Source organism: Curtobacterium sp. MCBD17_035 (assembly GCF_003234815.2).
Classification (GTDB): Bacteria; Actinomycetota; Actinomycetes; order Actinomycetales; family Microbacteriaceae; genus Curtobacterium.
In genome coordinates this window covers 410,232-422,927 of record NZ_CP126279.1, presented here as the reverse complement: position 1 = coordinate 422,927, position 12,696 = coordinate 410,232, and the positions used below count along the sequence as shown (strand labels likewise).

The 12,696-nt window shown below is 71.2% G+C and carries 11 protein-coding genes; 3 read left to right on the top strand and 8 right to left on the bottom strand.

The features are described from left to right. Positions 1-39: 39 nt before the first annotated feature. Positions 40-1,182 carry a thiamine pyrophosphate-dependent enzyme gene (locus DEI93_RS02005; protein ID WP_111026962.1) on the bottom strand — a complete coding sequence of 381 codons (1,143 nt, stop codon included), beginning with the start codon at positions 1,180-1,182 and terminating at the stop codon, positions 40-42. 29 nt (positions 1,183-1,211) lie between these two features. After that, on the bottom strand, positions 1,212-2,285 hold the full coding sequence (locus DEI93_RS02000; protein ID WP_111012200.1) for a histidinol-phosphate transaminase: 1,074 nt from the start codon (positions 2,283-2,285) through the stop codon (positions 1,212-1,214). Between the two features lie 69 nt (positions 2,286-2,354). Between DEI93_RS02000 and DEI93_RS01995 the strand changes: the two genes are divergently transcribed. Beyond that, on the top strand, positions 2,355-2,753 hold the full coding sequence (locus DEI93_RS01995; protein WP_111009734.1) for a phage holin family protein: 399 nt from the start codon (positions 2,355-2,357) through the stop codon (positions 2,751-2,753). Between the two features lie 150 nt (positions 2,754-2,903). Here DEI93_RS01995 and DEI93_RS01990 read toward each other — a convergent pair whose 3' ends face one another. The 6 genes from DEI93_RS01990 to DEI93_RS01965 form a co-directional block, all read right to left on the bottom strand. Beyond that, positions 2,904-3,362, bottom strand: coding sequence for an Hsp20/alpha crystallin family protein (locus tag DEI93_RS01990; protein WP_111012406.1), 459 nt, complete (start codon positions 3,360-3,362; stop codon positions 2,904-2,906). 210 nt (positions 3,363-3,572) lie between these two features. Continuing rightward, a complete protein-coding gene (locus tag DEI93_RS01985) occupies positions 3,573-6,710 on the bottom strand; it encodes an alpha-mannosidase (protein WP_111119657.1) in 3,138 nt (1,045 codons plus the stop codon). A 142-nt stretch (positions 6,711-6,852) separates the two neighbouring features. Then, positions 6,853-7,683: a carbohydrate ABC transporter permease gene (locus tag DEI93_RS01980; RefSeq protein ID WP_375334763.1), complete on the bottom strand. Its 831-nt coding sequence runs from the start codon at positions 7,681-7,683 to the stop codon at positions 6,853-6,855. Positions 7,684-7,769: 86 nt separating this feature from the next. Next, positions 7,770-8,717: a carbohydrate ABC transporter permease gene (locus DEI93_RS01975; RefSeq protein ID WP_111119656.1), complete on the bottom strand. Its 948-nt coding sequence runs from the start codon at positions 8,715-8,717 to the stop codon at positions 7,770-7,772. A gap of 103 nt (positions 8,718-8,820) precedes the next feature. After that, entirely contained in the window at positions 8,821-10,179 is a 1,359-nt protein-coding gene (locus tag DEI93_RS01970) for an extracellular solute-binding protein (RefSeq protein ID WP_111009738.1), read from the bottom strand. Positions 10,180-10,394: 215 nt separating this feature from the next. Next, positions 10,395-11,735, bottom strand: a complete 1,341-nt coding sequence (locus DEI93_RS01965) for an ROK family transcriptional regulator (RefSeq protein WP_111119655.1) — start codon at positions 11,733-11,735, stop codon at positions 10,395-10,397. 124 nt (positions 11,736-11,859) lie between these two features. Here DEI93_RS01965 and DEI93_RS01960 point away from each other — a divergent pair, with 124 nt between their 5' ends. Continuing rightward, on the top strand, positions 11,860-12,312 hold the full coding sequence (locus DEI93_RS01960; RefSeq protein ID WP_111009740.1) for a GNAT family N-acetyltransferase: 453 nt from the start codon (positions 11,860-11,862) through the stop codon (positions 12,310-12,312). A gap of 8 nt (positions 12,313-12,320) precedes the next feature. After that, positions 12,321-12,641, top strand: coding sequence for an MGMT family protein (locus DEI93_RS01955; protein ID WP_181434597.1), 321 nt, complete (start codon positions 12,321-12,323; stop codon positions 12,639-12,641). Positions 12,642-12,696 lie beyond the last annotated feature (55 nt).

Here is a 12,696-nt window from a genome sequence, read left to right as displayed (position 1 = left end):
GGGTGCGCAGGGTGTAGTCGACGAGCTCCTCGGTCCCGCTCACGCGGCATCGCCTCCTGCGGTGTCGTGAGCCGCCTCGTACGCGCGCAACCACGCGCGCTGCTCGGCGACGCGTGGGTGCGCCTCGCGGTACACGTGGTCGAACATGGCCTCCATCGGCGGGACCTGGAGGGCCGTGGTCCGGCGTCGCACGTCGGCCGCGACGTCCTCGGCCTCCTCCTCGATCGCGGCGAGCCACGACTCGTCCACGCCGCGCGCCCGCAGGTGACGCTCGGACCGGACGATCGGGTCGCGCGCGACCCACGCGGCGAGTTCGTCGTCGCCGCGGTACCGCGTCGGGTCGTCCGAGGAGGTGTGTGCGCCGACCCGGTAGGTCTCGGCCTCGATGAAGCGGGGGCCGCGACCGGCGCGGGCGTCGTCGGCGGCCGCGAGGGTCGTCGTGTAGGCCGCGAGGACGTCGTTGCCGTCGATGTGCACACTGGGGATCCCGAACCCGCGGGTCCGGTCGACGAGCGGCGTCGGCGACTGCACCGACACCGGCACCGAGATCGCCCAGTGGTTGTTCTGCAGGAAGAACACCACGGGCGCACCGGTGCTCGCGGCGAAGACGTACGCCTCGCTGACGTCGCCCTGGCTCGTCGCACCGTCGCCGTAGTAGACGATCGTGCAGGCGTCGACCCCCGGGTCGCCCGTGCCGACCACGCCGTCGAGCCGCTGCCCCATCGCGTAGCCGGTGGCGTGCAGGGCCTGGGAGCCGATGACGAGCGTGTAGATGTGGGTGTTGCCCCGGGCGTCCGGGTCCCACCCGCCGTGGGCGTTGCCGCGGAACACGCCGATGATCTCCATGGGGTCGACACCGCGGGTCAGGGCGACGGCGTGCTCCCGGTACGAGGGGAACACGTGGTCCTGCGGACGCAGGGCGTGCGCGGACCCGACCTGGGCGGCCTCTTGCCCGTGGCTCGGTGCCCACAAGCCGAGCTGGCCCTGTCGCTGCAGGTTCGCCGCAGTGTGGTCGAAGCGTCGGGTGACGACCATGTCGCGGTGCAGACCGAGCAGGACGTCGTCGGGGATGTTCCGCGCGACGGCGGCGTACTCGGCGTTCGTGTCGTCCTCGACGAACCGCCCGTCGGGGTCGAGGATGCGGATCGTGGTCGTCGCGGGACCCGCGGCGGGGGAAGGCATGCGGACCAACCTACTGGCCGCGCGAGGCCCTACTCCGTGAGACTCCCGACAACGTGCTGGGCGGTCCGCAAGAGCGTGTCGACCGCCTCCGACTCCCCGATCGACACCCGGATGCCCTCGGGAGCGAACGCGCGCACCATTATCCCGGCCCGCTCGAACGCCTCGGCGGCGGCGGCGGTGCGCTCACCCGTCGGCAGCCAGACGAAGTTGCCCTGCGCGACCGGGACGCGCCAGCCCTGGTCGAGCAGGGCGTCGCGCACGCGGTCCCGGAGCGCCGCGATGCGGTCGACCCGCTCGAGGAGTTCCGGCTCGCGCTCCAGGCTCACGAGCGCGGCCGCCTGGGCCTGCGCCGTGACCGACAGCGGGATCGCGGTCGACCGGGCGGCGTCGAGCACGGACGCCGGGCCGAGCGCGTAGCCGATGCGGAGGCCCGCGAGCCCGTACGCCTTCGAGAACGTCCGGAGCACGACGAGGTTCGGGTAGCGCTCGAGCAGCCCGGCGCCGCGGACGGCGTCCGGGTCCGTCACGAACTCGGCGTAGGCCTCGTCGAGGACCACGAGCAGGTCGGTCGGCACCGACTCCATGAACGCGGCGAACTCGGCGCCCGTGACGATCGGCCCGGTCGGGTTGTTCGGCGAGCAGACGATCACCATGCGGGTCCGCTCCGTGACCGCGGCCGCCATCGCCGGCAGGTCGTGGCCACCGTCCGGCCGGTTCGGGACCTGCACGCTCTCGGCCCCCGCGACCGTGACGAGTCCGGGGTAGGCCTCGAACGACCGCCAGGCGTAGACGACCTCGTCACCCGGGCCCGCCGCGGCCTTGGCGAGCTCGTGCAGGATCGCGACGCTGCCGGACGCGACGTGGACCTCGTCCACCGTCAGTCCGAACCGGGCGGCGAGGACCGCCCGCACCGCGATCGCCGAGGCGTCTGGGTACCGGTTGTACGCGGTCTGGCGCTGGACGGCCTCGACCACGCCGGGCAGCGGGTCGAACGGGTTCTCGTTGCTCGAGAGCTTGAAGGCGTCGCCGGGCGCCTGACGGCCCTGCCGGTAGGCCGGGAGCGCCGCGATCTCGGGACGGAGGCGGACGGGCTGCTGGGTCACCCGGTCAGCCTAGCGACGCACACCGTCCGGCCCTCGGCGCAGGACGGTCACCGCGGGCAGTATGGGGGCATGCGATTCCTCGTCCGACTCGTCGTCAACGCCGTGGCCCTCTGGCTCACGACGCTCATCGTCCCCGGCGTGCACGTCGACGCCTTCGGCGATCAGGGGCTCGTCGCCACCGTCCTGACCTACCTGCTCGTCGCGTTCGTGTTCGGGCTCGTGAACGGGATCATCGGGACGCTGATCCGCATCGTCGCGTTCCCGATCTACATCCTGACGCTCGGGCTCGTGTCGTTCATCGTGAACGCCGTCCTGCTGCTCGTCGTCGCCGGGATCTCGACCTCGATCGGCTTCGGTCTGCGGGTCGACAGCTTCGGGTGGGGCATCGTCGGCGCGTTCGTGCTCGCCGTCTTCGCCTGGCTCATCGGCCTCCTGGCCCGCCCCGTCATCCGGCACGCCCGGGCCTGACCCCGCCCTGCGCCCTCTCCTCCCCCTCTCACCCGCGAGATCGCACTCGTTGCCGCTTGGCACGGGTCCAAAGCGGCAACGAGTGCGATCTCGTCGGAGCGGTGGGCACGACGAAGGGCCCCGACCGATGGTCGGGGCCCTTCGCGTGCGTCAGGACTGCAGTTCCGCGGGACCGGCCTCGGCGCCGGCACCGACGCGGAGGGTCTGGCCGCTCGGGTTGCCGGTCGTGACCTCGATCCGGCGGGGCTTGGCGGCCTCGCTGACCGGGATCGTGACGCTGAGCACGCCGTTGTCGTAGCTCGCCGCGATGCGCGCCGTGTCCAGCCCCTGCCCGAGCGTCAGCTGGCGCAGGAACGAGCCCGACTGGCGCTCGCGGGTGATCCACTTGGCGCCGTCCGGGGCCCCGACGGTCCGCTCGGCGCGGATCGTCAGGAGCTGACCGTCGACGTCGATGTCCACCGAGCCCGGGTCGATGCCCGGCAGGTCCGCGCTCAGGACGTAGTGGTCACCGTCGCGGTAGAGGTCCATCGGCATCACACGGGGACCGCGGCTCTCGAACAGGCTGCTCGCCATGCGGTCGAGCTCACGGAACGGGTCGAAGTTGGCCATCGTCATCAGCTCCTTCGTGTCGAGTGATTGAGGACTTGAGTCGCATCGACTCAAGCTGCGACCAGATTAGCACTCGGGCAGGTCGAGTGCTAGAAGGATGCCGAGAGGTCGCCGAGTCGTCGCCGAGATCCCGGTCGGCCGGTCCGGCCGAACGGTCCGGCCGACCGGTCCGGCCGACCGGTCCGGCCGACCGGCTGGCCGGGACCGCCGTCAGGCCCGCCGCACCCGCAGCGTCGCGATCTCGAACGGACGGAGCGTCAGCGTCACGGGCTCGTCCGCACCCCAGGCACCCGAGCCCGGCTCGCCAGCGGCGAGGTCACGCTCGAGCAGGTCGGTCCGCGTGACCGAGGCCACGGGGAACCCGAGGTCGACGAGCACGTCCGTCGCCCGCCCGCCGCGTGCCTCGTACAGGCGGACGACGACGTCGCCGGAGCGGTCCTCCGCGAGCTTGACGGCCTCCACGAACACCGCCGGGTCCGACACGGTGACGATCGGTGCGACCGGGGTGTCCCCCGCGACCGCGCGCACCGGCAGGTTGAGCCGGTACCCACTGTCGGCGGCGTCGAGCACCGTCGCTCCCACCCGGAGGACCGTGCGGAACACGTGCCGGCCCTGGTCCGCCGACGGGTCCGGGAACTTCGGCCCGCGCACGAGCGATTCACGCACGAGCGTCGTGGTCCCGCCGTCGGGCCGCGTCACGCGGGTGATGTCGTGCCCGTACGTCGAGTCGTTCGCCACCGCGACGCCGAACCCCGGCTCGGCCACGTGCACCCAGCGGTGCGCGCTCGTCTCGAACCGCGCGAAGTCCCACGAGGTGTTCTGGTGGGTCGGGCGGTCGATGTGACCGAACTGGATCTCCGACGACGCCTGGTCGGCCTTGACGTCGATCGGGAACCCGAGCTTGAGCAACTTCTGCTGCTCGTGCCAGTCGACCTCGGTCTCGACGTGGAGTTCCGGCTCGCCGCGGAGGGCCGAGAACCGGGTGGTGACGGTGGAGTCGTGGAACGCACGGGTCACGACGAGCCGGTCCCCCTCGACCGCGATCGTGTCGGCCGTCGCGAGCTCGGTCGCGTGCCGCTGGTACGACCGGTCGATGTCCCAGGCGTCCCACTGGTTCGGGGTGTCGCGGAACACCGTGTACAGCGCGCCCCGGGTGCCGGGGGCGATCGCCTCGCGCCCCGACGCGGCGTCGACGACGGACGCCACGAGCCCGTCGTCGTCGACGGTCGCCACCACGACGCCGGTGTCGAACACCCACGCGTCGCCCCGCCGGACGGGAGGAACGGCTTCCGGCTCCGGGACGACCTCGCCAGCCAGCGCGGTCACCCCCTCCGCGCGGACCGGCGCCGCGTTGAAGCGCACGACCGCGCCGGTCGTCCCGTCACCGCCGACGCCGAGGGCGTCCGCGGTGGTCGGTGCGTCGAGCGGGCCCGCAGCGGCGGCGATCGCGGTCGAGGAGGCGGCGACCCCGGCGAGCGCGGCGGCTCCCCCGTTGGCGAGCGCGGACGTCGACGTGCCGATGAGCCCCTCGAGCGTCGCCGCGACGGCCGCGTAGTGCTCCTCCGCGATCTCGTACACCCAGGCGATGCTCGAGCCGGGCAGGATGTCGTGGAACTGCTGGAGGAGCACGGTGTGCCAGGCGTCCTCGAGCGCCGCGTACGGGTAGTCGAGGCCGAGTCGCACGGCCGCGGTCGTCGCCCAGAGCTCGGCCTCGCGGAGCAGGTGCTCCGACCGCCGGTTCCCCTGCTTGGTCCGGATCTGCGACGTGTAGGTGCCGCGGTGGAACTCGAGGTACATCTCCCCCGACCACACCGACGGCGACGGCAGCAGACGCTCGAGCTCCTCGTACACGTCGGCCGGGGTGCCGAGCTCGACGCGCGGCGAGCCCTCCAGGTCGTGCTGGCGGTGCGCCGCGGCGAGCATCTCGGGCGTGGGGCCGCCACCGCCGTCGCCGAACCCGTACAGGAGCATCGAGACGTCGGCGGTGCCGCGCTCCTTGTTCTGCCGTTCGCCGCGGTGCAGGTCCGCCGGGGACAGCTCGGAGTTGTACGTGTCCGCGGGCGGGAAGTGCGTGAGCACCCTCGAGCCGTCGATGCCCTCCCAGTGGAACGACGTGTGCGGCATGACGTTCGTCTCGTTCCACGACGGCTTCTGCGTCAGGAACCACCGGGAGCCGGCCGCGCGGATGATCTGCGGGAGGGCGCCGGTGTAGCCGAACGAGTCGGGCAGCCAGGCCTCGCGGGGTTCGAACCCGAGCTCGTCGATGAAGAACCGCTTGCCGGCGACGAACTGCCGAGCGAGGGCCTCACCGCCGGGGAGGTTCGTGTCCGACTCGACCCACATGCCGCCGACCGGGATCCAACGGCCCTCGGCGACCCGCTCCTTGATGCGGGCGAAGACCTCCGGGTAGTGGTCCCGCATCCACGCGTACTGCTGCGCGCTCGAGCAGGCGAAGGTGAACTCGGGGTCGCGGTCCATGAGCTCGAGGACGTTCGAGAACGTCCGGGCACACTTGCGGATGGTCTCGCGCACGGGCCACAACCACGCCGAGTCGATGTGGGCGTGCCCGACCGCGATCGCACGGTGCGACGCGACCGAGGCGGGCACGTCGAGCACGGCACGGAGCACGGCGCGGACGTCGGCGGCGGACCCGGCGACGTCGTCGGGGTCCAGGGCGTCCGCGGCGCGCTCGAGGGTCCGCAGGACGTCCGCCCCACGGGTGGAGTCGGTGGGGAGTTCGGTGAGGAGGCCGCGGAGCACCGAGAGGTCCTGCTGCAGCTCCCAGACGACGTCGTCCCGCTCCGCGAGTGCGAGCTCCCGGAGCCGGTAGATGGGCTCGTGCCCCGCCGTGCGCTTCGATCCGAGCGGCGTCGCGTCGTACGCGAAGTGCCCGCCGACGTCGGGGTTCGCGGCCGCCTCGATCCAGAGGTCCACCGTGCCACCCGGCCCGGCCGTGATCGGCACCGCGGTGTTGCGGGGCTCGATCGCCTTGACGGTGCTGCCGTCCGGCCGGAACACGAGCCCCTCGGCCTGGAACCCGGCCTGGCGCGCACTGAAGCCCAGGTCGACGACGAGGTCGACGCTCGTGCCCTCGCCGGTGCCGAAGTCGTCGGGCACGGTGCCCGTCACGTGGAACCAGGTCGTGCCCCAGGGCTTCCCACCCCACGGGTCGCCGATCGCGAACGGCTCGTACGTCTGCGCGACGGCCTCGGTGAACGGCACGGGTTCGTCCGGCACCTGCCAGGCCGTGATGGTGACGGGAGCGGTCCGGCGGTGCACGTGGGGGTCGATGCGGTCGCGGACGAGCCGGGCGATGCGGCTCTGGACGAGGGGTTCGTCGTGGTGCACGGGGATGCCTTCCTGGTGACGGGCGTGCGTGTGGAGGGGTCGGTGGTGACGGATCCGGTCGTGGCGGGACCGGCGCTGGTGGACGGGCCGGGGCGTGGCGGGGCTGCGGTCCGTGACGGATCGCGGTCGGGCCTCCCGGGCGTCAGCCCTTGATGCCGCCCGCCAGCGCGTTCCCGCCGCCGAGGCCGCGGGAGACGATCACGTAGAGGGCGATCACCGGGACGGAGTAGAGGATCGAGAAGGCGGCGAGCTGCCCGTACGCCACCGATCCGTACTGCCCGAAGAAGTTGAAGATGCTGACCGCGGCGGGTTGCTTGTCGGGCGAGAGCAGCAGGACGAACGGGACGAAGAAGTTCCCCCACGCCTGGATGAACACGAAGATGAACACGACGGCGATGCCCGGACGCATGAGCGGCACGACGATCCGGGTCAGCGTCGCCATCATGGAGGCGCCGTCGGTCCAGGCGGCCTCCTCGAGCTGCACGGGCACGGAGTCCATGAAGTTCTTCGCCATCCAGATCGCCATCGGCAGGCTCGTCGCGGCGAGGAAGAACACGGTCCCGGCGACGTTGTCGATGAGGTTGAGCGACACGAACAGGCTGTAGACCGGCACCATCATCGCGGTGATCGGCAGGCCCGTCCCGAACAGGATCCCGTACAGGAACGGCTTGTTGACCCGCATCCGGTAGCGCGACAACGGGTACGCGGCGAGGATCGCGATGACGACCGTGACGATCGCGCATCCGCCCGACAGGATGAGGCTGTTGAGCAACGGCACGAACGCGAGCTGCGGCGTGAGGACCTTCGTGAAGTTGTCGAGGGTGAAGTGCGTCGGCAGCTTGACGCTCAGGGTCGCGCTCGCGTCGAACGATGCGAGGACGAGCCAGACGAGCGGCACGGCGAAGCAGATCGCGACGATCGCCAGGACGACGTTCGCCACCCAGCGCATCGTCCGGTGCCCCGGGCTCGTCATGTGCAGCGACCGGGCGTGGTCGCGGGCACCCGTGCGCGCGTTCCCCGGCACGGTGGCCGTGGGTTGGTCGATCGTGATGGCCATGGTCAGTCCACCTCCGGCTTCAGCGCCCGGATGTACACGATCGAGAAGACCGCGCCGACGATGAGGAGGATCGTCGCGATGGCCGTCCCGAACCCGAGCTGCGAGAACTTGAACGCCTCCTGGTACGCCAGGATCGGCAGGGTCGAGCTGTTCGTGCCGGGGCCGCCACCGGTCATCACGTAGATGAGGGTGAACACCGACAGGGTCTGCAGGGTGGTGAGCATGAGGTTCGTCGAGATGCTCCGCCGGATGACCGGCAGGGTGATGTACGCGAGCCGCTGCCAGCCGGTGGCACCGTCGACCTCGGCGCTCTCGGTGATCTCGTCCGGGACCTCCTGCACGGCCGCCGAGTAGACGAGCATCGAGAACGCGGTCCCGCGCCAGATGTTCGCCAGGATGATCGCGATCATCGGGTACGTGTAGAGCCAGTTCGCGCCGGTGATCCCGATCATCGACAGGAACGTGTTGAGCGTGCCCTTGTCGTTGAAGAACGCGTAGGCCGCCAACGACGCGACGATCTCGGGGAGCACCCACGCGGCCACCACGAAGGTGCCGACGAGTGCCCGGATCACCCGGTTCGCCTCCCGCATGAGCAGTGCCAGGCCGAGGCCGAGCACGTTCTGCCCGATCACCGCGGAGCCGATGAGGAACACGAGCGTCAGCAGCACGGACTTCGGGAAGTCCTTGTCCTGGAACAGGTCGACGTAGTTCTTGAGTCCGACGAACTGCTGGCTCGACGCGGCCGCGCCGGTGAGCGCGGAGTTCGTGAACGAGCCGTAGAACGACGAGATGATCGGCCCGACCAGGAACACGACGATGAGGACCATCGCCGGCACGAGCGGCGTCGCCCGTGCGGCCGTGCGCAGGCCGTGTCCACTCCGCCGCCGGGGCGGGTCCGTTCGTCGGGGTCCGCGGGTGCCGGGCAGGGCCGGCGCGATCTGGGTTGCCATCGGGATACCGCCTCTTCGCTGGGTCGTGGCCGGTGGGGTGGGGTGACCGGGTCGGGCCGGGAGGCGCGGTGCGGGCTGGCACCGCACCTCCCGGCCGGCCTACCTACTTGATCTGGACGGTGTGGTCCTGACCGACCACCCCGATCACCGCCTTGTCGTAGGTCGCAGCCGCCTGTTTCGGCGTCTGCTGCCCGGTCATCACGGATTCCATGGCCACCTGGATGGCGTTCGAGATCTGGCTGTAGTCGCTCGTCGCCGGGCGGAAGTTCGTGTGTTCCACGAGTCCGGAGAAGAACTTGAACGTCGGGTTGGACGCGTCGTAGGTCGGGTCCTCGGCGACGTCACTGCGCACCGCGATCTGGCTGTTCTGGATGTCGTACTTGAGCGACCCCTGCTTGTCCAACGCCATCGTGATGAAGTTGAACGCGGCCTGCGGGTTCCCGGAATGCGCCCCGACCGCGAGCGTCCAGCCACCGGACATGCTGTTGTAGCCCGGGGCCTGGCCGTTCTGCGTCGGCATCGGCGCCTGACCGAGCACGCTCGACCACTGCGACCACGGGGCCGTCCCGGTCTTCAGCCACGTGCCGGACTGCCACGAACCGTCGAGGTCGATCGCCAGCTGGCCCTTCGGCAGCCACGTGTTCGCGACGGTCGTGCCGACGTTCGGGTCGAGTTCCTGCTGCGGTGTCGGGCCGAGGCCGCCCTGGTAGACGTCCTTGACGAACTGGAGCGCGTCGACGAACTGCTTCGAGCCCGTCACCCACTTCTTGTTCTGGTAGAGGGTGTTGCCCTTGCCGTCCGCCCCGTACAGGAGCATCTCGAAGCCCTGCATGGTCGAGGCCTCGCCCTGCGGCTTGCCCGAGTACATGTGGAACGGGATGACGCTCGGGTCCTTGGCCTTGATCGTCTTCGCCGCGTCGAGGACGTCCTGCCAGGTCTTCGGCTGCCACGGGACGGGCAGCCCGACCTTCTTGAAGATGTCCTTGTTGTACCAGAGGGCCCGGGTGTCGGTGCCCATCGGGACGCCGTAGGTCTTGCCGTCGACGCCCTGCCCCGCCTGCTTGGCGTTCGTGTAGAACTTGCTCCAGTCGCTCCACTTGGCCGTGTACTTGTCGAGCGGCAGGAGGTACCCGGCCTGCGCGTCCGCCTTGACGAGGAAGGTGTCCTCGTACATGACGTCGGGCGCGGTGGCCGACGCCTTGTTCATGAGCGCGAGCTTCGTGTAGTAGTCGTTCTCCTGCGCCTGGATCGGCACCAGGTCGACGGTCATGTTCGGGTACTTCTTCTCGAACGCCGCCTTGACGTCCTTCATGTGGTGGTCGAGCTGCTGGAAGCTGCCGAACTTCTGGTACGCGATCTTGATGGTGTCGCTGCTCGAGGATCCCGAGCTGCTGCACCCGGCCAGGGCCAGGGCTGCGACCGCTGCTGCTGCGACCGCGGCGATGAGACGAGGGCGTTTCATGGTGCTCCTTTGCTCCACAGGACGCTTCGGGCTCCCTTGCCCGGTCCGCGATTAGTCCACCGTATGGACTTAATGCTTGTCAAGCACCACGGGGGTGCGTTTCGCCCCGATCCCGCGAGATCGCACTCGGTGCCGTTCAGCACGCGCTCAGAGCGACAACGAGTGCGATTTCGCGGAGAGGGGGCTGCCTGGCCGACCGGCGGCCGGGGCGGCGCTCAGCGGTCGATGAGCAGGGTGGAGGCCCGGGGCGACAACGTCGTGTCGAGCACCAGACACGCCGCTCCCACGGCGGTGACGTCCTCGTCGATCTCGCTCTGCTCGACCACGACGGGGTGCTTCGCCACGAGGACCGGCGACGACGCGATCGCCTGCGCGGCCGCGGGCAGGGCCTCCACGGCGATGCGCGACCAGAAGGGTCCGCCGAACACGACGCGGTCCACGTCGAGCAGGTTGACGATGACCACGACCGCACGGCCCATCGCGGTGCCGGCCGCCGCGGCGATCGCCCGCGCGATCGGGTCGCCCTCCGCGACCAGGGCCGACAGCTCGGAGAACGCGGCGTCGACCGCGGCCACCTCGGTGGGGCCGTCCCCGGTCGCCCAGGGCGCGCCGATGTCCAGTCCGGCCGCGGCGCCGAAGCGGACCAGGCGCTCGGGCGTCACGGTGTCGCCGACCTCGGCCCGGCCCTCCCCCGACCGGGTGGCCCGGGTCGTCACCGGCGCGGTGCCGACCCCCCGGCTGCCACGGTCCGACATCCGGCGCGCGGCCGGTCCCTCGGGCAGTTCGGCCAGCAGGCCCTGGTCGATCATGATGTGGCCGGCGTCGCCGGCGTTCCCGCCCGCTCCGCGGAGCGGCTCGTGGTCGATCACGAGCCCGACGCCGAACCCGGTGCCGTAGTACACGAAGGCGAAGTTCCGGGCCGACGCCTCGTCGGTCAGCCACATCTCGCCGACGGCGGCGGCCGTCACGTCCTTCTCGAGCAGGACCGGGAGGCCCGTGGCCGCGGCGAGCGCGTCGCGCACCGGGACGTCCCGCCACCGGGGCAGGAACGGCGGGTCGAGGACGACGCCCCGTTCCGGGTCGATCGGTCCGGGCGAGGCCACCCCGACGCCGAGCACCGCCGCGCGGTCCACGCCCGCGTCGGTGACGAGTCGCTCGACCGCGTCGGCCATCGTCGACACGACGTCGTCCGGGTTCGCCGCGGAGGGCGTCGGGACGCTCGCCCCGGCGACGACCGCCCCCGTGAGGTCGAGGAGCACGCTCGTGACGACCGCAGGGTCGACGTGGACACCGACGGCGTACCGACTGGTGGGCTCGAGTCGGAGGATCGTGCGGGGTTTGCCGCGGCCCGCGACCACGGTGCCCGACTCGACGACCATGCCCGCGTCGATGAGGTGCCGGGTGACGTTGGACACGGTCTGGGGGCTGAGCCCCGTGCGGTCGGCGAGCTCGACGCGACTCAGCCCGTCGGTGCTCCGGCGGATCGCGTCGAGGACCACGGTGCGGTTGAACCCGCCGATGGCCGGGAGGTTGGCACCGCGTCGATGCTCGGCCATCGCTCCTCCGTTCGTCCGGGGCCGACCCTATCGCCCGACCCGCCACGCCCGGGCGTCCTGGTTCTCCGGAAGCTCGTGGCAGCCCCTCTGGTCCGCTCGCAGGAGCACCGCTACCCTGACCGGCATGACGGACCTCCGCCTCGAGCCCCTCTCCGCCGCGACGATCGTCGCGGCGAACTCGCTCACGCTCAAGCCAGGGCAGGAGCAGTACGTCCAGCCGGTGTCGCACTCCATCGCCGAGGCCTACGTCCGACCGACGACGGCCTGGCCGCGCGTGGTGCTCGACGGCGACGAGGTCGTCGGGTTCATCATGGGGAACTTCGACGCCGAGAACAGCCAGGAGGAGCTCCGCAGCTGCATCTGGCGGCTCAACGTCGCCGCTTCGGCCCAGGGCCGCGGAGTCGGCCGGTTCGCCGTGCACGGCCTGGCAGAGGAAGCTCGCTCGCGCGGGTTCGACCGGCTGACCGTCATGTTCGAGCCCGGCGACGACGGCCCCGAGCCGTTCTTCCGCGCGATCGGGTTCCAGGTCATCGGCGAGACCCAGTACGGGGAGCACTTCGCCGCCCTGACACTCTGAACCCGGTGGTGGACGAGCCCGGAGACCCCGGCACGGACTTCGGCGCCGCGGTGGCCGATGTGGTCCGCGGCATCCCGCCCGGACGGGTGATGACGTACGGTGACGTCGCGGCGGTGCTCGGTTCTCGGGCGTCGCGGCAGGTCGGCCGGGTGATGGCGCACGAGGGCCACGGTCTGCCGTGGTGGCGCGTCGTCCGCGCCGGGGGTCTGCCGCCCGTCGAGCACGAGGCCCGGGCCCTCGAGCACTGGCGTACCGAGGGGACCCCGCTCCGGCCGGGCACCCCGACCTGGAGGGTCGACATGCGTCGGGCGCGTTGGTCGCCCTCCTGAACCGCTCGCGGGGGACACACCCTGACCGGATTCGACCTGCACCGCGCGTACCGTC